Here is a 23,169-nt window from a genome sequence, read left to right on the forward strand (position 1 = left end):
GATAGGATTTGGTCATGACCCTGCTTTCCGCCCTTGCCGGCGACGCCGAAACCGAGGCGCTGCTTTCCGATCGGGCGCAGCTCGACGCCATGCTGACGGTCGAGCGCGCCTTGGCCGAGGCCAGCGCCGATACCGGCTGGATTTCACCCGAAGCGGCGGCCGCCATTGCCGCGGCCACGGCAAATTTCCAGCCCGACTGGCCGGAACTGGCGGCCGGCATGGCCCGGGACGGCGTGGTCGTGCCGGCGCTGGTCCGGCATTTGCGCCGCCATGTCGCCGAGCCGCATCGCGCTGCCTTGCACAAAGGGGCGACGAGCCAGGACATCGCCGATACGGCGCTGATGCTGCAAGTGGCCAAGGTGCTCGATCTGCATGAAGCGCGGCTCGACGCGCTTCTGGCGCGGCTCGCTCACCTGGCAGGGGAATGGTCGGGGCGCCAGCTCATGGCCCATACGCGCATGCAGGTGGCGCTGCCCACCATTTGGGACGCCAAGCTGGCCGCCTGGTCCGAGCCGCTGCAACGGCATCTGCGCGCCCTGTCGGCGATGCGCCGCAGCCTGCTGGTGATCCAGCTCGGCGGCCCGGTGGGCGATCGCGCCAGCTTCGAGGGCCATGGCGACGCCATCGCCGCCGGCATGGCCAGCCGGCTCGATCTCGGCCTTGCCGCGCCCTGGCACACGACCCGCGACCCCATTGTGGCCCTGGGCAATATGCTGGCGCTGATCTCCGGTTCGCTCGGCAAGATCGGCATGGATGTGGCGCTGCTGGCGCAGAACGAAATCGGCGCCCTGCGCCTTGCGGGCGGCGGTTCCTCTTCCGCCATGGCGCACAAATCCAATCCGGTAAATGCCGAAGTGCTGGTGGCGCTGGCCCGGCACAATGCGGGCCTCGCCGGCATTCTCGGACAGGCCATGGTGCATGAATATGAGCGCTCGGGCGCCGCCTGGACGCTGGAATGGCTGACCCTGCCCGCTATGCTGGTCAATACCGGCGCCGGCCTGCGGCTCGCCGTCAAGCTGGCCGGACAATTGCGTTTGGGGTAATCCTCCCCGCACGAATCACCGGAAGGGGCACACCATGTCCGATACGAACAAGGTCCGCTGGGGCATCATCTCGACCGCCAATATCGGCATGGCCAAGGTGATCCCGGCCATGATGAAATCGCCCCATTCAACGGTCGCCGCCATCGCCTCGCGCCATCTGGATACGGCGCGCCGGGCGGCGGACCAGCTGGGCATCGAAAAGGCCCATGGCTCCTACGAGGACTTGCTGGCCGATCCGGATATCGACGCCATCTACAATCCCCTGCCCAATCATCTGCATGTCGAGCTGACCCTTGCCGCCAATGCCGCCGGCAAGCATGTGCTGTGCGAAAAGCCCATCGCCATCACCGCCGAAGAAGCGAAAAAGCTGCGCCAGGCCCGCGGCGACCGGCTGATCATGGAAGCCTTCATGGTGCGCTTCCATGCCCAATGGCACCGCGCCCGCGAGATCGTCCGCTCCGGGGAGCTGGGCGAAATCCGCGCTGTCCGCGCCGTGTTCAGCTATCACAATGTCGACCCGAACAATGTGCGCAACAAGGCCGATATCGGCGGCGGCGGCATTCTGGACATTGGCTGCTATCCGGTCACCGCCGGCCGCTTCTTCTTCGAGGCGGAACCGCAGCGCGTCGTGTCGCTGGTCGACCGCGATCCGGCTTTCGGCACCGACAGGCTGGCCAGCGTCATCGCCGATTTCGGCGGCGGCAGGCAGCTCAATCTTCTGGTCTCCACCCAGATGGTACCCAATCAGGCCATCGAGCTGCTGGGCAGCAAGGGGCGCGTCGAGATCGTCATTCCCTTCAACGCCCCGCAGGATGCGGCGACGGCCTTGCTGGTCGATCACGGCCTGGCCCTCGATGGCAGCCTGGCGCGCCGGGAAATCCTGCCGCCCTCCGACCAATATACCGAAATGGCCGAAGCCTTCGCCCTGGCCGTGCTGGGGCAGGGGACACTGGATTACGGCGTCGAGGACGCTATCCGCTCCATGCAGGTGCTGGACGCGATCTTCGAGAGCGAGCGCACCGGCGCCTGGGCGCAGGTGCAGGCGGATTAGCCTTTATCATCGGAGCGCTGGCTTGGCTCTCCCTGTGATTGTCGCAAAATCACCGCTCATGACCCTCGCGTTCGCCGCGAGGGTTCTTTGTTGTGGGTTCTGCCGCAAGCGCCCTCGGGTCAGGCCCGAGGGTGACGATCCGAGAAGGAGGCGGCGGAGCCGACGGGAAGGTGCTTTGTGGCTATTCCCATGCCTCCAGCATGGCGGCCGAGACGAAATCGAGGTGCTTGCTCATGGCCGTGCGCGCGCCCTCGGCATTGCCGCCGACAATGGCGGCGACGATGGCTTCGTGATCGCCCAGAATATGCTGGCGCACCGCGTCGATATCGGCCAGATGCTGATGAAACCGCGTATCCACCTCGCCCCGCCGCGACGTCCATAATCCATCCAGCGTTTCGCGCAGCACGGCATTGCCGCAGGCATCGGCCAGGGTCATGTGCAGCATGCGGTCGCTGTCCGAGGACCATTGCCCGGCCTCGGTTTCGTCGCGCATCCGGCGCAATGTTTCGTCCAGTCTAGCCGTGCCCTCGGGCGAAATCTGCCGGCTGGCCAGCGCCGCCGCCTCCGGTTCCAAGAGGCGGCGCACCGCCATGGTTTCGAGCGGGGAGGCACTCAGCTCGGGCAATGGCGTCCGCTTGTCGTCGCGCTGGCGCACAAAGGCGCCGACGCCCACCCGCACTTCGACCAGACCCGCGACTTCCAGCGCGATCAGCGCCTCGCGCACGGTCGGCCGCGACACGCCCAGATTCTGTGCCAATTCGCGTTCGGAGGGCAATTGCCGTCCGGCCTCCACTGCCCCGGCCATGATCTGGTCGCGAATCTGGTCGGCGATCTGGATGTAGAGCTTGCGGTTGGATACGGCCTGAAGTTTCATCGCGCTCCCTTTGGCCCCTGTCTTAGCTTTCTCCGCAATTGCTGTCCACTGGTATGACCGCTTGACAGCTTGACTGACTTGCCATTAGCTCTCGCGCCAATGATAGGCATCGGCCGTGCAGCCGCGCCGCCTTGGAGGAGGATCGAAATGGCAGAGGGGATGGGTGAGGTCGCGATGCCGCTCGCTTCCGCCGTGCCGCTGGTCGAAATGACCGGCATCGACAAATCCTTTCCCGGCGTTCGCGCCCTGTCGCAGGTCCGGTTCGAATTGCTGCCGGGCGAAGTCCATGCGCTGATGGGCGAGAACGGCGCCGGCAAATCGACGCTGATGAAGATTCTCTCCGGCGTCTATTCGCGCGATGCCGGCGTCGTGAAGCTCAATGGCGAGCCGGTGGAAATCACCTCGCCCCGCCAGGCCCAGGATCTGGGGCTCAGCATCATCCATCAGGAACTGGCGCTGATGCGCGACCTGACCGCGGCGCAGAACATCTTTATCGGCCGCGAGCCCCGCCGCTTCGGCATGCTCGACGAAGGCCAGCTCAACCGCGATGCGGCTGCCATTTTCCAGTCGATGAACCTCAATCTCGAACCCAGTGTGCTGGTCGAGACGCTGACCATTGCCAAACAGCAAATGGTCGAGATCGCCAAGGCCTTGTCCTATCGCAGCCGCGTCCTCATCATGGACGAGCCCACTGCGGCGCTGAACGATGCCGAGATCGCCGAACTCTTCGCCATTATCAACCGCCTCAAGGCCGAAGGCGTCGGCATTGTCTATATCTCGCACAAGATGGACGAGATCAAACGCATTTCCGACCGGGTGACCGTGATGCGCGACGGCGAATATGTCGGCACCGTGCCGGCGGCGGACACGCCTATCGAAACCATCATTTCCATGATGGTGGGCCGCACCCTGGCCAATGAAACCCTGGTCATCCCCGATATGGCCGATGCGCCGGTGGCGCTGGAAGTGCGCAACCTCAATCGCGGCCGCGAAATCCGCGATGTCAGCTTCTCCGTCCACGCCGGCGAAATCCTCGGCTTTGCCGGGCTGATGGGCGCCGGTCGCACCGAGGTCGCCCGCGCCATTTTCGGCGCCGACCGGCGCGAGAGCGGCGAAATCTGGGTGCATGGCCAGCGGGTCGGCATCGCCTCGCCCAAGGACGCGGTCGAATTGGGCATTGGCTATCTCTCCGAGGATCGCAAGCTGTTCGGCCTCGCCACCGGCCTGGACGTGCGCAACAATATCGCCCTGGCCAGCCTGTCGCGGTTCACCGGTCCATTGGGCATTCTCAACGAGGCCGGCATGGCTTCGGCGGCGCAAAGCGCCATCCGCCAATTGGCCATCAAGACCCCCAGCGATGTGCAGGAAGCCCGGCTGCTTTCGGGCGGCAATCAGCAGAAAGTGGTCATCGCCAAATGGCTCCTGCGCGATTGCGACATCCTGATTTTCGACGAGCCGACACGCGGCATCGATGTGGGCGCCAAGTCTGAAATCTACAAATTGCTCAACGCCCTGGCTGCCGAGGGCAAGGCCATCATCGTCATTTCCTCCGAACTGCCCGAAGTGCTGCGCCTCAGCCATCGCATTGCGGTGATGTGCGAAGGCCGGCTGACCGGCATCCTGCCCGGAGGCGCCAGTCAGGAAGAGATCATGCGGCTGGCGACCATGCGGGAAAGCGCACTGGTCGAGGACATGCGCCATGCGGGGTGATCTTGGAAATACGACCGATCTTTGCCTCTCTCCCAAAGGGAGAGGGGACGCAGAAGCCACCGCGCCGAGTTCGAAGGGAAGATATAATGACCGATAGTACCGTCGCGGCGCAAAAACCCGGCATCCGCATTTCCGGCGCCTTCCACCGGCTGCTCGCCTTTTCGGGGCTGATTGCGCTGGTCGTGGTCTTCTCGCTGGCCTCGCCCAATTTCATGCAGACCCAGAACATCCTGGCGATCCTGCAGGCCACTTCGGTCAACGGCGTTTTGGCCATCGCCGCTACCCTGGTGATCATCACCGGCGGCATCGACCTCTCGGTCGGCACGCTGATGACCTTCTGCGCGGTGATCGCCGGGGTTATCCTGACCTATCTCGGCCTGCCGCTGCCGCTGGGCGTTCTCGGCGCCATCCTCGCCGGCACCGCCAGCGGGCTGGTATCGGGCGTGGTCATCGCCAAGCTCAAAGTGCCGCCCTTCATCGCCACTTTGGGCATGATGCTGATCCTCAAAGGCCTGTCGCTGGTCATTTCCGGCACCCGTCCGATCTATTTCAACGACACGCCCGGCTTCACCCAGATTTCGCAGGGCTCGCTGATCGGCGCCGTCATTCCCGGCCTGCCGATTCCCAATGGCGTGCTGATCCTGTTCGCGGTGGCGCTGATCACCGCCTTCATTCTCGGCAAGACCGCGCTGGGCCGCTACACTTTCGCGCTCGGCTCCAACGAGGAGGCGCTGCGCCTTTCCGGCGTCAATGTCGATCGCTGGAAGATCGCCATTTATGCCACCGCCGGCTCCATCTGCGGCGTGGCCGGCCTGCTCATCGCCAGCCGCCTCAATTCGGCGCAGCCGGCTCTGGGGCAGGGCTACGAACTCGACGCCATCGCCGCTGTGGTCATCGGCGGCACCTCGCTGTCGGGCGGCCGCGGCACCGTGCTCGGCACGCTGATCGGCGCGCTCATCATCTCCGTGCTGGCCAATGGCCTGCGCATCCTATCGGTGGCCCAGGAATGGCAGACGGTGGTGACCGGCACCATCATCATCCTGGCCGTCTATGCCGACATCCTGCGGCGCCGCACTCTTTAGGCGCCGATTTTTCCCCCGCGCGTTCCGCGCCACCAAGAGGCTTCAAAATGCCTGAACGTTTCAAAGCAGCATCTGGGAGGTTTACCATGCTCAATCGTCGTACCCTGCTTGGCGCCATCAGCGCCGTGGCCATGCTGGCCTCGGCCGGCGCTCCGGCCTTCGCACAGGAAAATTATGATATCGCCCTGATTTCCAAGGGCTTCCAGCACCAGTTCTGGCAGGCCGTGAAGGCCGGTGCCGATCAGGCCGGCGCCGATCTCGGCGTCAGCGTCACCTTCGAGGGCCCGGAAAGCGAAACCCAGGTCGACCGCCAGATGGATATGCTGGCCGCCGCCCTGTCGCGCAATCCCGACGCCATCGGCTTTGCCGCCCTCGACAGCCAGGCCGCCACGCCGCTGCTGCAGCAGGCCGATGCGGCCGGCATCCCGATCATCGCCTTCGACTCCGGCGTCGACAGCGACATCCCCCTGACCACGGCCACCACTGACAACGTCGCGGCTGCCGCCCTGGCGGCCGACGTCATGGCCGAACTGATCGGCGGCGAAGGCAAGATTGCGGTCGTTGCCCATGACCAGACCAGCCGCACCGGCATCGACCGCCGCGACGGCTTCGTCAACCGCATCGCCGAAGCCTATCCGAATATCGAGATCGTCTCGATCCAGTATGGCGGCGGCGACCAGCTGCAATCGACCGAAATCACCAAGTCGATCCTGCTGGCCAATCCCGACCTCAAGGGCATTTTCGGTACCAATGAAGGCTCGGCCATCGGCGTCGCCAATGGCAAGCAGGAACTGAACAGCGATGTCGTGGTCATCGGCTTCGATTCCGGCGCGGCGCAGAAGGGTATGGTTGCCTCCGGCCTGATGGCCGGCGCCATCACCCAGAACCCAGTCGGCATCGGCTACCAGACCGTGCAGGCCGCCGTCGCGGCGCTCAAGGGCGAGGAATTGCCCCCGATCATCGATACCGGCTTCTACTTCTATGACGCCGAAAACATGAACAACCCCGAAATCGCGGCTGTTCTGTACGACTAAGCACGACCCTACGGCGTGGGCCGCCTCCCTCCCGTCAAGCGGGAGGGAGGCGAAAGCCGCCCGATATCTGCCTATTCCAGGACCTTCCATGTCAGACCTCACCGGAAAACTCGTTCTCATCACCGCCGCCGCGCAGGGCATTGGCCGCGCCTCGGTGGAGGCCTTTGCCCGCGCCGGCGCCAGGGTCGTCGCCACCGATATCAATGCGGAAAGGCTCGCCGAACTGGACGGCATGGACAATGTCTCGACCCGGGTGCTCGACGTGCTGTCCGCGGCGGCGGTCAACCAGGCCGTGGCCGAAATTGGTCAGATCGACGTGCTGTTCAATTGCGCCGGCGTCGTCCATTCCGGCACGGTGCTGGAGATGAGCGAGGCCGATCTCGACTTTGCCCTCGACCTCAATGTCCGGGCGCAGATTCGCACCATCAAGGCGGTCTTGCCGCAAATGCTGGAGCGCCGCGACGGCGCCATCATCAATATGGCCACCGTCGCCTCCTCGGTGAAAGGCGTGCCCAACCGCGCCGCCTATACGATTTCCAAGGCGGCGGTCGTGGGGCTGACCAAATCCATCGCCGCCGATTACACCACAGCCAATATCCGGGTGAACGCCATCTGCCCGGGCACGGTGGAGAGCCCGAGCCTGCATGAGCGCTGGCATGCGACCGGCGATTTCGAGGGCGCCCGCAAGGCCTTCATCGCCCGCCAGCCCATCGGCCGCATCGCCCGGCCCGAAGAAGTGGCCGATCTCGCCGTCTATCTGGCCGGCGCGACCTACACGACCGGACAGGTCCATATCATCGACGGAGGCTGGACGGCCTAGCCCCGCGCCGGCCGACCTCGTCCTTCGACAGGCTCAGGATGAGGTCTTTTGAGGGCGCTGCCTTTGCGCAGCTTGTCGAACCACGAGGTCGCGGGCAAGGAACACACAACATGACCAAGATCACCACTCTCACCACCCACGACCTCCGCTTCCCCACCTCGGCATCGCTCGACGGGTCGGATGCGATGAACCCGGACCCCGATTACTCGGCGGCCTATGTCGTGCTCGGCACCGATGGCGCCCATGCGGGACACGGCCTGACCTTCACCATCGGCCGTGGCAATGAAGTGGTGGTGACCGCCATCGAGGCCCTGCGGGAGCGGGTGATCGGGCTGGAACTGGACTGGATCGCCGAAAATCCCGGCCGGTTCTGGCGCCACGTCACCGGCGACAGCCAATTGCGCTGGATCGGCCCCGACAAGGGCGCCATGCATCTGGCGACCGGCGCGGTGGTCAATGCCGTCTGGGACCTGCTGGCCAAAGCCGCGAACAAGCCGGTCTGGCTCTATGTCGCCGAGATGAGCCCCGAACAGCTCGTATCCATCATCGACTTCCGCTATCTGACCGATGCCATCACCCCCGAGGAGGCGCTGGAGATTTTCCGCCAGGCCGAGCCGGGCAAGGCCGAGCGCATCGCCCGATTACGGGCGGAGGGCTATCCCTGCTACACCACTTCGGCCGGCTGGCTGGGCTATTCCAACGACAAGCTGACGCGGCTGGCCACGGAAGCCGTCGAAGCCGGCTTCAGCCATATCAAGATGAAGGTCGGGCGCGATCTCGACGACGATATCCGCCGGCTCGAAATCGTCCGCTCGATCATGGGCCCGGACCGCCAACTGATGATCGACGCCAATCAGGTCTGGGAAGTCGATCAGGCCATCGACTGGGTCAATGCGCTTCAGCGCTTCAACCCCTTCTTCATCGAGGAGCCGACCAGCCCCGACGATGTCGAAGGCCATCGGAAAATCCGCGAGGCGGTGGCGCCGGTCAAAGTTGCCACCGGCGAAATGTGCCAGAACCGCATCCTGTTCAAGCAATTCATCACTCGCGGCGCCCTCGATATCGTCCAGATCGACGCCTGCCGCATCGGCGGCCTGAACGAAGTGCTCTCGGTGCTGCTCATGGCGGCCAAATATGACAAGCCGGTCTGGCCCCATGCCGGCGGCGTCGGCCTCTGCGAATATGTGCAGCACCTCTCGATGATCGATTATCTGGTAATATCGGGCACCAAGGAGGGGCGGGTGATCGAATTCGTCGACCATTTGCACGAGCATTTCCTTGACCCCTGCGTCATCCGCAACGCCGCCTATATGCCGCCGGAACGGGCCGGGTTTTCCATCGAGATGAAGGCGGAATCGATTTCGGAGAATACGTTCCGAGGCTGAGGGCGGCATCTGCTCCCTCTCCCTCTGGGGGAGAGGGGACGAAGGAACCGTTCTAAACCCCGGTCTCCACCAGCCGCACCCCGGCCTCGGCGCAGAGAGTGCGGATCGAATCCAGCGGGCAGTGATCGGTGATGAAGCTGTGTGCCTGGCTGAGATGGCCGATCCGCACCGGGGCGGTGCGGGTGAATTTGGTGCTGTCCGACACCACGATCACGTGGCGGGCATTGGCGATGATGGCCTGGGCGACTTTCACTTCGCGATAGTCGAAATCGAGCAGGGCGCCGTCGGAATCGATGGCCGAGACGCCGATCACCGCGAAATCCACTTTGAACTGGCGGATGAAATCCACCGCCGCCTCGCCGACAATGCCGCCATCGGCGGGCCGCACCACGCCGCCGGCGATGACGACCTCGACCGAAGGCAGCAGCCGCAGGTGATTGGCGACATTGATATTGTTGGTGATGACCATGAGGCCGCGATGCCCCGCCAGCGCCTGGCTCACCGCTTCGGTTGTGGTGCCGATATTGATGATCAGCGAGGCATTGTCGGGAATCAGCGCCGCCGCCGCCTTGCCGATGGCGCGCTTTTCCGCCGGGGCGATCTGGCGCCGCGCTTCATATTCAACATTTTCGACGCCCGAAGGGTGCATGGCGCCGCCATGGGTGCGCTTCAGCGCGCCGTGCTCGCAAAGCAGGTTGAGATCCTTGCGGATGGTCTGCGGCGTCACCCCGAACGTATCGACCAGCCGTTCGACGCTGACCTCGCCCGATTGCCGGGCCAGTTCGACGATTTTCGCCTGTCGCATAGCGGGGGTCATGAACGTTCCTTTGCTTTCGCTTTTTGATTAAACGAAAGCAGGACAGGCGGGAAGCCGGCTCGTGGAGGGATTATCTTGCCCCGGTTGGGAAATTGTCAGTCGCGCGCCCGCGCCGACCATTTCACCTGCGGGGTAAAGGCAAAATCCTTGTCGAAGGGATAGCTCGGCCTGGGCGTGTGCCGGCGCTGGGTGCGTTCGACGAATTGATCTACCACGCCCGGCGACAGCGCCATGATGCCGGGATTGGCGAGCGGGCCCAGTTCCGGCGACAGATAGCCGGATTTCACCACCACGATCTTGGCGTGCCGCGGATCAAGGTCCAGCCGGGTGAAGTCGGCGATATTGTGGAATGGCCGGCGGCGGGCGGTGAGTACCACCTCCATGCCGCCAATCCGCACCACCGCCTCGCGCAGGCGCGGTTCGTCGGTTTCCAGCAGGAACACGATCTCCGCCTCGGTCTCGACCGGAATACTGGCCGGATCGAGGCTGGCCCCGATATGGAGCCTGGGCCTGGCCCCGATCCCCGCCGCATAGGCCGCATCGGTCGCCGCCTGGTCGGCAATGCCGGCCAGGATCACGCCCTGGGCGTCGCGGGCGAGCAGCGCGGCCAGTATTTCGGCGCGGTCGCCGACGCCGCCGCCGGTGGGGTTGTCGCCGGATTCGGCCAGCACCACCGGATGGGTCGGGCTGGCCAGCGCGCGATCGACGCATTCGGCGATGGAGCCGGTTTCCATGCCGAAGGTGAATTGTTCGCGGATGTCCCAATAATCCTGCGCCAGGCGCAGCGCCGCCTGTTCCATCGCCGCTTTGTCCGTGCCTGTCACCACGGCGCAGGCCGTGGCGCGCGGCTCGTCGGCCCAGACATAGCCGACCTGGAACGAGGCATCCCAGATGCCGGTCGGCTCCTCGACCTGGTGAAGCTGGGCATAGAAGCTGCGCGCCGGCTCGTCCTGGGTGCTGGTGCGCTCGCCGGGCAGCAGCACCGGCACCGGAGCCCAGGCCAGTCTGGGCCTGGTTGCGGTTTTCAGCGCCCGCACCAGCATGGTCACGGCACGGCGCATCGTGTCGGGCGTGTCGATATGGGGTGCGGTGCGATAGGTGGAAAAGATGTCGAGATTGTCGATGATGCGCTGGCTGATATTGCCGTGCAGGTCATAGCTCGCCGCGATGAGCACATCTGGCCCCACCAGTTCCCGCACGGCGGCGATGAAATCGCCCTCGGCATCGAACATGGTGTCGACGAACATGGCGCCATGCATGGCGAGATAGACGCCATCCAGCGGCAGCGCCGCCTTGAGCCCGTCGAGAATTTCAGCCTTCCAGCGATCATAGAGGCGACGCTCCACCGGGCCGCCGGCAATGGCGCGGGCATGCAGGATGGTGATGAATTCCGCCGGAAAATGCGTGAGGAAGTCGAAATACTGGTCCTTGAGCATGGCGGGGCCGCGCAAGAGGCGGAAATCGGGCTCGCGCGCCAATACGGGATTATAGGTGCTGCACTCGGTATGCAGGCCGGCGACGGCGATGCGCATCAAAAAACTCCGGGAATTTCGGCTGCGGGATTGTGACGGGCGCGCGGTGAGGGCGGAGGCGAGGCACGTCCATCAATCTGTTCTAAATTTTCAATCTTGCCACCACTATCGGCTGTGGTGAAAGAGGCCACATGGATACCAATTGCAACATGGTGCCCTCATCCGGGGCTTTTGTCCACATTCGGATCGGCTGAAAGCAGCGAGTATCGGCTGGAAATGCCGGCCAGTCGGCGGATGGCGGAAATGGGCTTCGGGGTGGCTTAAATTGGTATTGTATTGGCTCGGAATGTGTGTTGACATTGCGTCAATAAGCCGCCTAGTCTTGAAAATCGTTTACACAAACGTCACCGGCCCGGAAGAGGTCGGCGGTCTAATAAACAGGGTATGGCATCGCTATGCGGGTGGGGATTATCGGTCTTGGCTATCGTCTGGGTTATCTTGCGCGGGTCTTTTCCGTGGCGCGGGACGATTTCGAGATTGTCGGCTATGTCGACCCGGCCCCGGCGGGCCTGCCCTATGCCGAAGAGCACGGCGTTTCCGTCGGCAAGCAATATTCCAGCCTCGACACCCTGATCGACGAGGGCAATCTCGACCTGCTCATGGTCGGCTCGCCCAATCACCTGCATCTCGAGCATATCCGCACCGGGCTCGAGCGCGGCATGAAGATTTTTGCCGAAAAGCCGGTGGTGACCTCGGTTGAGGACACGATGGCCCTGGCCGAGCTCATCGGCCGCTATGGTTCGGACAATGTCATGGTGGGCCTGGTGCTGCGCTATGCGCCGCTCTATGTGGATCTGCGCCGGGCCCAGGCCGAGGGCCGGCTGGGCGACATCGCCTCCATCGAGGCCTCCGAGCACATCCCACCCTATCACGGCGCCTTCTTCATGCGCGACTGGCGGCGTTACGGCAAATATGCCGGCAGCTTCATGCTCGAAAAATGCTGCCACGACCTCGATCTCTATAACGGCGTCATGGGCTGCCGCCCGCGCTACGTCGCCAGCTTCGGCGGCCGCCGCAGCTTCACGCCCGAAAATGCGCCCCAGGGCGCCGGCGCCAACGACCTCACCGAATATTATCGCAAGCCCTCGGGCTGGCAGGGATCGGACAAGGTCTTCGACAGCGATGGCGACATCATCGATTTCCAGACCGCCATCGTCCAATACGAGAACGGCGCGGCCCTGACCTTCCATACCAATATGAACGTGCCCGACGATTTCCGCCGTTTCGCGGTGATCGGCGCCAAGGGCATGGCGGAAGGCGATTTCATCCGCAATTATTTCCGCGTCACCGACAGCCGCACCAGCGACAGGCTGGAGGACAAGACCTACAAGACCTCGGACCTGTCCCAGCATTACGGCGCCGACGAGCAGATGGCCGAGGATATCCTCAACCATGTCCTCGAAGGCGCGCCGCTGCCCGTATCGGTGACCGATGCGCTGGAAGCCGGGCTTCTGGCGCTCTGCATGGACGAGGCCATGCGCACCAAATCCGTCGTCGACATGGCCCCGGTCTGGCAGCGTTTCGATGCCGCCCTGGGCGGCGGCCAGTGAGGAGGGCAGGCCGATGACCAGCACCAGAAGCGCCACCCTGTTTGCCCTCGCCCTGCTGGCTCCGGCCCTGATCTATATCCTGACCATCGTCGCCTATCCGCTGGTCGATACGATCATCCTGTCCTTCACCAATGCCTCGCTCCGGGCCGAATACGATTTCGTGGGCTGGGCCAATTACCAGCGCATTTTCGGCGCCGGCAATTTCACCGACGTGATCATCCGCACCTTTGTGTGGACCTTCTTTTCGGTATCGATGAAAATGGTGATCGGCATGTTCGGCGCCATGCTGCTCAATGCCGCCATTCCCGGCCAGACGCTGTTCCGCATCCTCACCATGCCGCCCTGGATCGTGCCCATGGCCATCGGCATCTTCATGTGGGGCTGGATGTATAATGGCCAGTTCGGGATGATTTCGGGAATGCTGCAGAATCTGGGCCTGACCAAGGGCCCGATCGCCTTCCTCGCCTATGGCGACACCGCTTTCTGGGCCACCGTGGTCACCGATGTGTGGATCGGCGTGCCGATGGTGACCATCTATTTCCTCGCCGCCATGCAGTCGATCCCCAAGGACCTGCACGAAGCGGCCTGGACCGACGGGGCCGGGCGTTTCTACCGCTTCCGCCGCATCACCCTGCCGCTGATGGTGCCGGCCATCATCACCATGAGCCTGCTCTCCCTCATCGCTACCTTCAATTCCTTCGACATCATCTGGATCCTGACCCAGGGCGGGCCTTCCGGCTCGACCACCACGATGATCATCGACACCTACAAGACCGCCATCGGCTCGCGGAAATACGGCGAGGGCGCGGCGCGCGCCGTGGTCATCTCCATCTTCGTGACGCTGTTCTGCATCGTCTATTTCCGCGCCGTCCGCCGGCTCCAGCAGGGAGAAGCCAAATGAGCGACGTCGCCCGCAGCCCCGAGATCGCCGCCGCCGACAGCCCGGCCAGCGTCAAGCCGAAGCGCCGTTTCCTCGCCGCCTCCCGGCCGATGATCGACCGCTACAAGTGGTATGAGATCGCCGGCCTTTATGCCGGCATGGCGGTGTTCATGTTCTTCGTGCTGGCGCCGTTCATCGAAGGTTTTCTGGTGTCGCTGAAGCCTTTGGCGCAGTTATTCTCGACGCCCTACAGCTTCATTCCCAGGAACGGCTCCTTCGACGCCTATATCAATATGTGGACCTCGGTGCCGGCTTTGGGCCTGCACATCTTCAACTCCTTCTTCATCTCGACCGTGGTGACGTTGATCGTCGTCGCCATCGTGGTGCCGGCCGCCTATGCCTTTGCCCGCTTCAACTTTGCCGGAGCCGGGCTGATGCTGGGCGGGTTCCTGGCGGTCAACATGTTTTCCGGCGCCGTGCTGCTCATCCCGCTCTTCCGGCTGATGCGCACCATGGGCCTGCTCAACACCTATTGGGCGATGATCGTGCCCGGCGCCGCCTTTCTCATTCCCTCGTCCGTCTGGCTGTTGCGCACCTATATGCTGCGCATTCCGCGCGAGCTGGACGAGGCCGCCTGGGTCGATGGCGCCTCGCGCCTCTACACTTTGCGCCGGGTCATCCTGCCGCTGGCCATGCCGGGCATCGTCGTGGTCGCCATCATGACCTTTATCGGCGCCTATGCGCAGCAATTCATCTTCGCGCTGACCTTCAACTCCAAGACCGAATTCATGCCGCTGCCAATCGGGCTCTTCGCCTTTTTCGGCAAGCAGGAAGTGGTCTGGAACGAGCTGATGGCGGCCTCTTTCGTCGGAATCCTGCCGGTCATGATCGTCATCGTGTTCCTGCAGCGCTATCTCGTCGCCGGCCTCACCGCCGGCGCCGTGAAGCAGTAAGGGAGCGTTTTCAGGAAAAGTGGCCGCCACTTTCCCGGTTCGGAAACGCGACAAACAAGGGTTTGGAGATCGTTCGGCATGCAAGGCCGAACGGCTCCGGAAGGGCCGAGGAGCCCACATCAAGGGAGACTAACAATGCAAAAATCCATCGGTTTGCTGGCCGTATCGATGCTGGCTTTGGCCAGTGCCGCCCCGGCCGCCTATGCCCAGGATCAGGAAATTTCCTTCATCAATTGCGGTGACACCCTGACCGAAGGCTATGCCGAATATTTCGCCGAATGGGAGGCTGCCAATCCCGGCTTCAAAGTGGCCCCCGAAGTCGTGGGCTGGGGCCAGTGCCAGGACAAGGTGACGACGCTGGCCGCCGCCGGTAACCCGGTCGCCCTGGCCTATGTCGGCTCGCGCACCCTCAAGCAGTTCGCCGAGAACGATCTGATCGTTCCCGTCCCGATGAGCGAGGAAGAAAAGGCCGCCTATTACAATTACGTGCCCGATACCGTCACCTTCGACGGCACCCAATGGGGCGTGCCGGTGGCCTTCTCCACCAAGGCCTTGTTCTGGAACAAGGACCTGTTCGAGGAAGCCGGCCTCGATCCCGACACCCCGCCCAAGACGTGGGAAGAAAAGATCGCCTTCGCCAAGCAGATCAGCGAAAATACCGACGCGGCTGGCTACGGCCTCGTCGCCAAGACCTTCGACAATACCATGCACCAGTTCCTGCATTGGGTTTACACCAATGACGGTTCGGTCATCGATGCCGACGGCAATATCACCCTGAATTCGCCGCAGGTCCTGGCCGCGCTTCAGGCCATCAAGGATATCGTGCCCTATTCCGAAGAAGGCCCGACCGCCTACGAGCAGAACGAAGTTCGCGCCATCTGGCTCGATGGTGGCGTCGCCATGATCGAAGCCTCGGTCAATGCCGGCATTCTGGCCGACGAAGCCGGCATGAATTGGGGCGTCGCCGATCTGCCGCTGGGTCCGGACGCCAAGGGCCCCGGCACCCTGCTCATCACCGACGCGCTGGCCGTGTTCAAGGGCTCGGGTGTCGAGGATCAGGCGACCAGCCTCGCCAAGTTCATCACCGAAGGCGAGCGCCAATGGGCCGCTGAAATGGCCCAGGGCCTCACGCCCCTGCGTCCGCTCGAGCCCCAGACCAGCGAGCTTGTGGCCGAAAACGCCTATTGGCAGCCCTTCCTCGACGGCATCGAGTTTGGCGGTCCCGAGCCGCTGTTCAACGATTATATCGGGCTGCAGAACGTCATGATCGAGATGGTTCAGTCGGTGGTGATCGGCGCCGCCGAGCCGGAAGCCGCCCTTGAAAGGGCTGCCGGCGAGCTCGAGCAGTACAAGTAAGGTCGTCCTCCGACCGAACTGGCCGTCGCCTCCGGGCGGCGGCACCCTTCTTCTTCCCTGCGGAGACGCGAACCATGTCGCAGCTGAGCCTCAAGCATCTCGAAAAATCCTTCGGCGATGCCCGCATCATCAAGGGCATCGACCTCAATGTGTCCGAGGGCGAATTCGTGGTTTTTGTCGGCCCCTCCGGCTGCGGCAAGTCCACCCTGCTGCGCATGATCGCCGGCCTGGAAGACGTGTCCGAGGGCCAGATCGAGATCGGCGGCCGCATCGTCAACGATCTGCCGCCGGTGCGGCGCGGCATCGCCATGGTGTTCCAGTCCTATGCGCTCTATCCGCATATGAGCGTCTATGAAAACATCGCCTTTCCGCTGCGCGTCGAAAAATTGCCGCAGGCGGAAGTCGACCAGCGCGTCGCCGCCGCCGCCAAGGTGCTCCAGCTCGAAAGCCGTTTGCAGCACCGTCCCGGCCAATTGTCCGGTGGCCAGCGCCAGCGCGTCGCCATCGGCCGCGCCATCGTGCGCCAGCCCAAGATCTTCCTCTTCGACGAGCCGCTGTCCAATCTTGACGCCGCGCTCCGCTCCGAAATGCGCATCGAGCTGATGGAATTGCACAAGCGGCTCGGCTCGACGATGATCTATGTGACCCATGATCAGGTCGAGGCCATGACCATGGCCGACAAGATCGTCGTACTCGATGCCGGCACCATCGCCCAGGTCGGCTCGCCCCTCGAACTTTACCACCGGCCCGACAATCTTTTCGTCGCCGGCTTCATCGGCAGCCCCAAGATGAACTTCATCTCCGGCAAGGTGCGCAGCGCCGATGGCAATCGGGCATTAATCGATCTGGGCGCGCTGGGCACGATCCAATTGCCTCGCACCAGCACCGCTATTGCCGGACAGGACGTCACGCTGGGCATCCGCCCCGAGCATCTGGGGCTCGGCGCCGGCGATTTCAGCATCGAGACCGTGCCCAATATCGTCGAGCAGCTGGGCATCCATACCATTACCTATTCCACCCTGCCGGCCGGTGAGAATTTCATCGGCCTGTTCGAGGGCAATCCCGAGCTCACCGATGACAAGCCCGTCAAGGTGAGCTTTGCCGCCGACAAAGTGCATCTGTTCGACGCCAAGGGTCTGGCCGTGTACTAGGCGGCGGGCGGGCGAGGGGACAGGCGATGCTGGATATAGTGGGGCTCTTGCAGACCGAGAAGCATGCCTTCACGCGCTCGGAACGGGCCCTGACCGAGATCGTGCTGAGCGATGTCGACAGTGTGCTCAAGATGTCCATCGTCGATCTTGCCGCCCAGGCCGACGTTTCCCCACCCACCGTCACCCGTTTCTGCCGGCGGCTCGGCTGCGATTCCTATGCCGATTTCAAAGTGCGCCTGGCCCAGTCGCGCTTTGTCGGCCAGCGCTATTTCGCTCCGTCCTCCGGCCCTTCCAGCGTGCGCGAGATCGCCCAGGGCGTCATCAACGGCATCCAGTCCACCATTTACGACACGTTCGAGCAATGCGATTTCGACGCCGTCGAGCGCGCCGCCGAATCGCTGGTGAAGTCGCATTTTATCCTGTCCTATGGTTCGGGCGGCGCCTCCTCGATGCTGGCGACCGAAGCCGAGATGCGGTTTTTTCGCCTGGGCCTCAAAGTGTCCTCCTCGACCGATCATCAGGTGCAGATGATGCGCGCCGCCTCCGCCGCCTCGGGCACCTGCCTCATCGCCTTTTCGCTGTCCGGCAATAATCTGCCGCTGTCCAAGGCCCTGGCGGTGGCCGGCGAATACGGGCTGACCCGCATCGTCGTCTCCCGCGCCGGCTCGGCCATGGCCGAACAGGGCGATATTTTCCTGCCGGTCACCTGGCGGGAAAACCAGGACATTCTGCGCCCGACGCCGGGACGCTACGCCTTTCTCGCAATTCTCGACATCCTCGCCCAGACCATGGCCGCGCGGCTGGGCTCTCCGGCGGTCGCCAGCATGCGCCGCATCAAGCATCAGCTCGTCGTCAACCGCGACGGCGACGACGCCCAGCCGCTGGGGGATTAGCCCGGCGCAATACCTTGCAGACGTCATGGCGCGCCTGTCGAGCCATGAGGTCGATACCCGTCCACCCGACCTCGCCCCTTCGATAAGCTCAGGATGAGGTCTCGCGATAGTTCGGATCTTGCCATGCCCAGTTTTTCCCTCGTCACCACCTGGTCTCCCGCCAATGAACGGGAGCCATTGGGCTATGGTATCGAGCTGACCAATAATGGCGACGAGCCCGTTGCCAATTTCCGGCTCGGTTTTTCCGGTCCGGCCCGGATCGATCCGCAGGCGACGCTGGAAAATGGCAAGCTGCTGGTGCGGCTCTCCAATCACACCATGATCGCCCCGCCCGACGGCTTCGTGCTCGAGCCGGGCCAGACCTGGACCGCCATTGCCCGTGGCCTCTCCTATGGGCTGCGGCATTGGAGCGACGGCGCCAATGCGGCCTATGTGGTGCTGGAGGACGAGACCCTGGTGTCCATCCCCACGGCCCCGACCCAGGGCAAGGGTCATAATGCGCCGCTGCTCAAGGGCGCGGCCCGCTTCCCGGTGCCGGCCAGGGCGCCGGTGGCCCATTCCATCATTCCCTGGCCGAAACATGTGGCGACCACCGGCAGCCGCATCGCCCCGGAAGGCTTCGATCTGCAACCGCGCGGCGACCGCGCCAGCCGCGCCGCCAGGGCCTTTGCCGATCTCACCGCCGAACTGTTCCCGGTGGAAGCCATCGTGCGGCCCGCCTCCGAAGGGGGCATGAAAGTGGAGGTGGTCGAAAAAGCCGGCCTGGCTCCGGAAGCCTATGAGCTGACCTTTGCCGAGAACAGCGCCACGATCGCGGCGACAACCCATGCCGGCCTGTTCTATGGTCTCGTGACCATCGCCCACATGCTGCGCGGCGCCCGCCAATATCCGGGCACGTTCACCTTCCCCACCGGCGGCGCGATCATCGACGAGCCGGGTTTCCCGTTCCGTGGCAGCCATCTCGATGTGGCGCGTCAATTCTATACCGGCGCCGAAGTCAGCCGCCTGATCCGCATCATGGCCTGGAACAAGATGAACAAGTTCCACTGGCACCTGACCGAGGACGAGGCCTGGCGGCTGGAAATCGACGCCTATCCGGCATTGACCGAGATCGCCGCCTGGCGCGGCCACGGCAAGGCGCTGCCGCCGCTGCTCGGCTCTGGGCCGCAGCCGACCGGCGGCTATTACAGCAAGCAGGTGGTGCGCGACATCGTCGCCCTGGCCGACGAACTGGCCATCGCCGTGATTCCGGAAATCGACATGCCGGGGCATTTTTACGCCGCCTTGCAGGCGCTGCCCGAATTGCGCGATCCTGACGAGACCGGCGAATATCAATCGGTGCAGGGCTTCCCCAATAACAGCCTCAACCCGGCGCATGAGCCGGTCTATACTTTCGTCGAAAAGGTCGTCGACGAGGTGCTGGAGCTGTTCCCGGCCGGCATTTTCCATCTCGGCGCCGACGAGGTGCCGCTGGCCGCCTGGTCCGGCTCGCCCCTGGCCCTCGACATGATCGAAAAACTGGCCGGCCCCGCCATGCGCAAGAAGCACGAGGCCCAGTTCAACCAGCTCGGCAACCATCACGGCGCCGACGAGATCGAGGGCTCGCCCACCGCCATCCTGCAAGCCGAATTCATCAAGCGGGTGCACCGATATATCGCCGGCAAGGGCGCGGTGACCGGCGGCTGGGAGGAAACGGCGCATGGCGACGCCGTGGCCAAGGACAAGTCCTATGTCATCGGCTGGCGCAATGTGGAGGTCAATGCGGCGCTGGCCGAGCGCGGCTTCGACATCGTCGTGTCACCCGGCCAGCGCTATTATCTCGACATGGCCAATTCCGTGTCCTGGGCCGAGCCCGGAGCCGGCTGGGCCGGTTGGTCGGGCCCGCAGGAAACCTATGAATTCGAGGCCCGCGAGGGATTTTCGGAGGCGGGCCTGAAACACCTGCTCGGCGTCCAGAGCTGCATCTGGTCGGAATCGATGACCGACCGCGCCATCTTCGACCGCCTGGTCTTCCCGCGCCTTTCAGCGGTGGCCGAAGCCGGCTGGACTCTGCCCGAGCGCAAGAGTTGGGAGCGTTTCAAGGCCTTGGTCGGGCTGATGCCGATCATGTACGGACATTGGGCTGCGGAATAGATCGAGGCCGGCGCGGGTGGGACAAGGGCTTGACCTGATTGACAGGCTGGAGCGGGAAACCGGAAAAACCGGCTCCATACCCCATGCCACCGCGTCCGGTTGACGCGCGCCGGCCTCTATACTGAACGGCACGGGCGACGAATCGATGCCCGAAAACCGATCACAAAGCGGGGCGAGTGGCCGCCAGGGGCCGGCTGAGAAAGGGCGAGCCGGCCAGCACGAAGCGCCACGGCGTTTCCACGCCCTTGGTGATGCCGATGCGCGGGCCGGCGACGATCTGGTGACTCATATCGGCCGGCAGCACGGCGAAAGGCGGCGCATCGAGCGCCAGGCCGTTCTGGGCGAAGTCGATGCCCAGCGCCTGGGCCAGCCTGCCCGGCCCGGAACAGAGCTGTTTCTCGCCCACGCCGCCGCGCCGTTCGATCATCTGCGGCAGTCCCGCCATCGGGCGCAGCGCCCGGATCAGCACGGCGCTGCCGGGCCGGCAAACGAAATTGAGGCAATAATGCATGCCGTAGATCTTGTAGACATAGGCATGGCCGGCAGCGCCGAACATGGCCGCATTGCGCGGCGTTGGGCCACGAAAGCTGTGCGAGGCCGGATCGCTCTCGTCATAGGCCTCGACCTCGACGATCGGCCCGCCAACGCCGTCCACCAGCAAGGTCGCGCCGATAAGGTCGGGGGCGACATCGAGAACCGGACGATCGAAGAAGGAACGGGAAAGCACGTAGGCAGGTTTCCGTGAGAGGAATAAGCGCTCGAACACCCCGGCCTCCCGGCAAGGGAGGCCGGAAGAGGGCGCTGTTTACATCACCTGCAATTCCACGTTGAAGCCTTTGCGGCTCACTTCGCTATAGGGGCAGATGACATGGGCCCGCTGCACGATGTCCTCAACCTTGGCCTTGTCGAGGCCCGGCACGTCGATATTGAGCTTGGCGGCGATCCAGAATCCCTCGCCATCGTCGCGGTCGGTAAAGCTGATCTCGGCGGTGACCTTGGCGTCTTCGGGAATGGTGTCGCCGCTTTTCCGGGCCGCTGCTTTCATGGCGCCGAGAAAACAGGCCGAATAGCCCACGGCGAACAATTGCTCGGGATTGGTGCCGCGCGCGCCGTCGCCGCCCAATTCCTTGGGCGTGGTCAGCGTCACGTCGAGCACGCCGTCGTCGGTGGCACCGTGCCCGGCGCGGCCACCGGTGGAGGTGGCGCGGGCAATGTACATGGTCTTGGACATCTGAGTCTCCTTTGTCGTTCAGTTCACTCCAGCACGAAACGGCTCAGACGGGAAGGCGATCCGATTATTGCCGTTTTGACGAACAAAGCCTTCGGCAGCGCTGTCTTTGTCAACAGGCCGGGGCGGGCTACATCTTGGGCAATACCAGTTCCAGGAGACCGAAATGATCGATACATCCGTGCAGACCAATGTGCGCTCGGCGCCATTGCTGCCGCTGACCACCGCACTCGGGCCGGTTCATCTCGCCGTGACCGACCGCGCCAAGGCGCTGGCCATCTGGCAGGACGTGGTCGGGCTCGACCTGCTCGACGAACAGGACAATGCGCTCATCCTGGGCGCCGGCGGCCGCAAGCTGATCGTCCTCGAAACCGGCGCGACCGGCCCCGCCGTTCCGCGTAGTATCGGGCTTTATCACGTCGCCATTCACGTGCCCCGCCGGGTCGATCTGGCGCAGATGGCGGTCCGCGCCCTGCAGCGCAATGTGCGCATTTCTCCCACCGATCACCTGGTTTCCGAGGCGATCTATCTCTGGGACCTGGACGGCAACGGCATCGAGATCACCTTCGAAACCCCTGAACGGGGCACATTGGGCGATCCCGACAGGGGTGAGACCTATGCCGTCGCCGCCGATGGCAAGCCCCATTCCGGCCGCGAACCCATCGATCTCGACGACCTGTTGGGCGAGCTCGGCCCCAGCCCGGTGCTGGCCCCGCACATGCCCGCCGGTACCCGCATCGGCCATGTCCATGTGCATGTGAACGATCTGGACAGTGCCATGGATTTCTATCGCGACGTGCTGGGCTTTGCCGGCTTCCTGCTGATCCGGTCCTTCGGCATGGGCGATGTCGGGCTCGACTACATGCCGCACACCCTGGCCTTCAATATCTGGTCCGGTGCCAATGCCGTCCTGCCGCCCGCCGGCACGGCCGGCCTGCAATGGCTCACCATAATCCTGCCCGATGCCGAAAGCCTCGCTGCGCTCAAGGCGAGGCTGGAACAGGCCAATGCGCCGCTGGAAGTGTTGGGCAATGATCTGGAAACCCGCGACCCTTCCGGCAATCGCATCCGGCTCGAATTGGCGGCCTGATCCGGCTAGGCTGGCGCCATGCGTTGAATAGGAGAGTGCATATGCAGGGACCTGAAGCGGTCATCGAGTTCTGGTTCGTTGAACATGATTATGAGGACTGGTTCGGCGGCAAGCCGGAATTCGACGACAAGCTCGCGGCGCGGTTCAGCGGCCTGCATGGAGAGGTCGCGCGCGGCGAGGCCTGGACGTGGCGCGAAACCCCCGAAGGCCGGCTGGCCGAGCTCATCGTTCTCGACCAGTTTTCCCGCCAATTGCACCGGGGCAGTCCCGACGCCTTCGCCCAGGACAAGATGGCGCTGGTCCTGGCGCAGGAAGCCGTCGCTGCCGGCGCCGACGACGCGGTGGCGCGGGAATGGGCGCAGTTTTTCTACATGCCCTATATGCATGCCGAATCCCTGGTGATCCAGAATGAGGGCGTGCGCCTTTTCGAACTGCATGGCGTCGACGCCTTGCTGCAATTCATGACTGACCATCGCGACACCATCGCCCGCTTCGGCCGCTTCCCGTTCCGCAACCGGGCCCTGGGGCGGCAAAGCACCGACGCGGAACTGGCCTATATGAAGGAACAGGGCGAGCGGGCGTTTTAG

The 23,169-nt window shown here is 63.9% G+C and carries 21 protein-coding genes; 16 read left to right on the top strand and 5 right to left on the bottom strand.

What is annotated here, in order from left to right; genetic code table 11:
- Positions 1–14 precede the first annotated feature (14 nt).
- On the top strand, positions 15–1,043 hold the full coding sequence (locus tag O9Z70_RS01175; protein ID WP_286020682.1) for a 3-carboxy-cis,cis-muconate cycloisomerase: 1,029 nt from the start codon (positions 15–17) through the stop codon (positions 1,041–1,043).
- Between the two features lie 34 nt (positions 1,044–1,077).
- Positions 1,078–2,094 carry a Gfo/Idh/MocA family protein gene (locus tag O9Z70_RS01180; RefSeq protein WP_286020683.1) on the top strand — a complete coding sequence of 339 codons (1,017 nt, stop codon included), beginning with the start codon at positions 1,078–1,080 and terminating at the stop codon, positions 2,092–2,094.
- A gap of 181 nt (positions 2,095–2,275) precedes the next feature.
- Here the strand turns inward: O9Z70_RS01180 and O9Z70_RS01185 are convergent, their stop codons facing one another.
- Positions 2,276–2,968, bottom strand: a complete 693-nt coding sequence (locus tag O9Z70_RS01185) for a FadR/GntR family transcriptional regulator (RefSeq protein WP_286020684.1) — start codon at positions 2,966–2,968, stop codon at positions 2,276–2,278.
- 147 nt (positions 2,969–3,115) lie between these two features.
- Here O9Z70_RS01185 and O9Z70_RS01190 point away from each other — a divergent pair, with 147 nt between their 5' ends.
- The 5 genes from O9Z70_RS01190 (at position 3,116) to O9Z70_RS01210 (ending at position 8,999) form a co-directional block, all read left to right on the top strand.
- The gene (locus tag O9Z70_RS01190; protein ID WP_286020685.1) at positions 3,116–4,678 is read left to right on the top strand and encodes a sugar ABC transporter ATP-binding protein; all 1,563 of its coding nucleotides are present in this window, start codon (positions 3,116–3,118) and stop codon (positions 4,676–4,678) included.
- Positions 4,679–4,764: 86 nt separating this feature from the next.
- A complete protein-coding gene (locus O9Z70_RS01195) occupies positions 4,765–5,760 on the top strand; it encodes an ABC transporter permease (RefSeq protein ID WP_286020686.1) in 996 nt (331 codons plus the stop codon).
- Positions 5,761–5,846: 86 nt separating this feature from the next.
- Positions 5,847–6,794: an ABC transporter substrate-binding protein gene (locus O9Z70_RS01200; RefSeq protein WP_286020687.1), complete on the top strand. Its 948-nt coding sequence runs from the start codon at positions 5,847–5,849 to the stop codon at positions 6,792–6,794.
- A gap of 88 nt (positions 6,795–6,882) precedes the next feature.
- The gene (locus tag O9Z70_RS01205; protein WP_286020688.1) at positions 6,883–7,614 is read left to right on the top strand and encodes an SDR family oxidoreductase; all 732 of its coding nucleotides are present in this window, start codon (positions 6,883–6,885) and stop codon (positions 7,612–7,614) included.
- Between the two features lie 110 nt (positions 7,615–7,724).
- Entirely contained in the window at positions 7,725–8,999 is a 1,275-nt protein-coding gene (locus O9Z70_RS01210; RefSeq protein ID WP_286020689.1) for an L-fuconate dehydratase, read from the top strand.
- Between the two features lie 52 nt (positions 9,000–9,051).
- On the opposite strand, the gene O9Z70_RS01215 is transcribed toward O9Z70_RS01210, so the two are convergent.
- Positions 9,052–9,816, bottom strand: a complete 765-nt coding sequence (locus O9Z70_RS01215) for a DeoR/GlpR family DNA-binding transcription regulator (protein WP_286020690.1) — start codon at positions 9,814–9,816, stop codon at positions 9,052–9,054.
- A gap of 95 nt (positions 9,817–9,911) precedes the next feature.
- Entirely contained in the window at positions 9,912–11,348 is a 1,437-nt protein-coding gene (locus O9Z70_RS01220; RefSeq protein ID WP_286020691.1) for a M81 family metallopeptidase, read from the bottom strand.
- Between the two features lie 395 nt (positions 11,349–11,743).
- Here O9Z70_RS01220 and O9Z70_RS01225 point away from each other — a divergent pair, with 395 nt between their 5' ends.
- The 7 genes from O9Z70_RS01225 to O9Z70_RS01255 all read left to right on the top strand — a co-directional run bounded on the left by O9Z70_RS01225 (position 11,744) and on the right by O9Z70_RS01255 (position 20,264).
- Positions 11,744–12,898 (top strand): Gfo/Idh/MocA family protein, encoded by a 1,155-nt coding sequence (locus O9Z70_RS01225; RefSeq protein ID WP_286020692.1) that lies wholly within the window; start codon positions 11,744–11,746, stop codon positions 12,896–12,898.
- A gap of 13 nt (positions 12,899–12,911) precedes the next feature.
- The gene (locus O9Z70_RS01230) at positions 12,912–13,799 is read left to right on the top strand and encodes a carbohydrate ABC transporter permease (protein WP_286020693.1); all 888 of its coding nucleotides are present in this window, start codon (positions 12,912–12,914) and stop codon (positions 13,797–13,799) included.
- A gap of 89 nt (positions 13,800–13,888) precedes the next feature.
- Positions 13,889–14,731 (top strand): carbohydrate ABC transporter permease, encoded by an 843-nt coding sequence (locus tag O9Z70_RS01235; RefSeq protein ID WP_286022052.1) that lies wholly within the window; start codon positions 13,889–13,891, stop codon positions 14,729–14,731.
- A 135-nt stretch (positions 14,732–14,866) separates the two neighbouring features.
- A complete protein-coding gene (locus O9Z70_RS01240) occupies positions 14,867–16,087 on the top strand; it encodes an ABC transporter substrate-binding protein (RefSeq protein ID WP_286020694.1) in 1,221 nt (406 codons plus the stop codon).
- A 74-nt stretch (positions 16,088–16,161) separates the two neighbouring features.
- Positions 16,162–17,238, top strand: a complete 1,077-nt coding sequence (locus O9Z70_RS01245) for an ABC transporter ATP-binding protein (RefSeq protein ID WP_286020695.1) — start codon at positions 16,162–16,164, stop codon at positions 17,236–17,238.
- 26 nt (positions 17,239–17,264) lie between these two features.
- Positions 17,265–18,131, top strand: a complete 867-nt coding sequence (locus tag O9Z70_RS01250; RefSeq protein WP_286020696.1) for a MurR/RpiR family transcriptional regulator — start codon at positions 17,265–17,267, stop codon at positions 18,129–18,131.
- Positions 18,132–18,254: 123 nt separating this feature from the next.
- Positions 18,255–20,264: a beta-N-acetylhexosaminidase gene (locus O9Z70_RS01255; RefSeq protein WP_286020697.1), complete on the top strand. Its 2,010-nt coding sequence runs from the start codon at positions 18,255–18,257 to the stop codon at positions 20,262–20,264.
- Positions 20,265–20,424: 160 nt separating this feature from the next.
- Here the strand turns inward: O9Z70_RS01255 and O9Z70_RS01260 are convergent, their stop codons facing one another.
- Both O9Z70_RS01260 and O9Z70_RS01265 read right to left on the bottom strand, forming a co-directional pair.
- Positions 20,425–20,991 (bottom strand): DNA-3-methyladenine glycosylase, encoded by a 567-nt coding sequence (locus O9Z70_RS01260; protein ID WP_286020698.1) that lies wholly within the window; start codon positions 20,989–20,991, stop codon positions 20,425–20,427.
- 78 nt (positions 20,992–21,069) lie between these two features.
- Entirely contained in the window at positions 21,070–21,495 is a 426-nt protein-coding gene (locus O9Z70_RS01265) for an organic hydroperoxide resistance protein (protein ID WP_286020699.1), read from the bottom strand.
- A gap of 163 nt (positions 21,496–21,658) precedes the next feature.
- Between O9Z70_RS01265 and O9Z70_RS01270 the strand changes: the two genes are divergently transcribed.
- Positions 21,659–22,582 (top strand): VOC family protein, encoded by a 924-nt coding sequence (locus O9Z70_RS01270; RefSeq protein WP_286020700.1) that lies wholly within the window; start codon positions 21,659–21,661, stop codon positions 22,580–22,582.
- A gap of 41 nt (positions 22,583–22,623) precedes the next feature.
- On the top strand, positions 22,624–23,169 hold the full coding sequence (locus tag O9Z70_RS01275; protein WP_286020701.1) for a DUF924 family protein: 546 nt from the start codon (positions 22,624–22,626) through the stop codon (positions 23,167–23,169).

The organism is Devosia sp. YIM 151766 (assembly GCF_030285925.1).
Classification (GTDB): domain Bacteria; phylum Pseudomonadota; class Alphaproteobacteria; order Rhizobiales; family Devosiaceae; genus Devosia.

Bases quoted from the DNA above. Each gene is read 5' to 3' on its own strand.
- O9Z70_RS01220 (WP_286020691.1), bottom strand. From the start codon at position 11,348: ATGCGCATCGCCGTCGCCGGCCTGCATACCGAGTGCAGCACCTATAAT.
- O9Z70_RS01195 (WP_286020686.1), top strand. From the start codon at position 4,765: ATGACCGATAGTACCGTCGCGGCGCAAAAACCCGGCATCCGCATTTCC.
- O9Z70_RS01235 (WP_286022052.1), top strand. From the start codon at position 13,889: ATGATCGACCGCTACAAGTGGTATGAGATCGCCGGCCTTTATGCCGGC.
- O9Z70_RS01250 (WP_286020696.1), top strand. From the start codon at position 17,265: ATGCTGGATATAGTGGGGCTCTTGCAGACCGAGAAGCATGCCTTCACG.
- O9Z70_RS01240 (WP_286020694.1), top strand. From the start codon at position 14,867: ATGCAAAAATCCATCGGTTTGCTGGCCGTATCGATGCTGGCTTTGGCC.
- O9Z70_RS01245 (WP_286020695.1), top strand. From the start codon at position 16,162: ATGTCGCAGCTGAGCCTCAAGCATCTCGAAAAATCCTTCGGCGATGCC.
- O9Z70_RS01215 (WP_286020690.1), bottom strand. From the start codon at position 9,816: ATGACCCCCGCTATGCGACAGGCGAAAATCGTCGAACTGGCCCGGCAA.
- O9Z70_RS01175 (WP_286020682.1), top strand. From the start codon at position 15: ATGACCCTGCTTTCCGCCCTTGCCGGCGACGCCGAAACCGAGGCGCTG.
- O9Z70_RS01180 (WP_286020683.1), top strand. From the start codon at position 1,078: ATGTCCGATACGAACAAGGTCCGCTGGGGCATCATCTCGACCGCCAAT.
- O9Z70_RS01200 (WP_286020687.1), top strand. From the start codon at position 5,847: ATGCTCAATCGTCGTACCCTGCTTGGCGCCATCAGCGCCGTGGCCATG.
- O9Z70_RS01210 (WP_286020689.1), top strand. From the start codon at position 7,725: ATGACCAAGATCACCACTCTCACCACCCACGACCTCCGCTTCCCCACC.
- O9Z70_RS01270 (WP_286020700.1), top strand. From the start codon at position 21,659: ATGATCGATACATCCGTGCAGACCAATGTGCGCTCGGCGCCATTGCTG.
- O9Z70_RS01265 (WP_286020699.1), bottom strand. From the start codon at position 21,495: ATGTCCAAGACCATGTACATTGCCCGCGCCACCTCCACCGGTGGCCGC.
- O9Z70_RS01275 (WP_286020701.1), top strand. From the start codon at position 22,624: ATGCAGGGACCTGAAGCGGTCATCGAGTTCTGGTTCGTTGAACATGAT.
- O9Z70_RS01255 (WP_286020697.1), top strand. From the start codon at position 18,255: ATGCCCAGTTTTTCCCTCGTCACCACCTGGTCTCCCGCCAATGAACGG.
- O9Z70_RS01230 (WP_286020693.1), top strand. From the start codon at position 12,912: ATGACCAGCACCAGAAGCGCCACCCTGTTTGCCCTCGCCCTGCTGGCT.
- O9Z70_RS01225 (WP_286020692.1), top strand. From the start codon at position 11,744: ATGCGGGTGGGGATTATCGGTCTTGGCTATCGTCTGGGTTATCTTGCG.
- O9Z70_RS01190 (WP_286020685.1), top strand. From the start codon at position 3,116: ATGGCAGAGGGGATGGGTGAGGTCGCGATGCCGCTCGCTTCCGCCGTG.
- O9Z70_RS01205 (WP_286020688.1), top strand. From the start codon at position 6,883: ATGTCAGACCTCACCGGAAAACTCGTTCTCATCACCGCCGCCGCGCAG.
- O9Z70_RS01185 (WP_286020684.1), bottom strand. From the start codon at position 2,968: ATGAAACTTCAGGCCGTATCCAACCGCAAGCTCTACATCCAGATCGCC.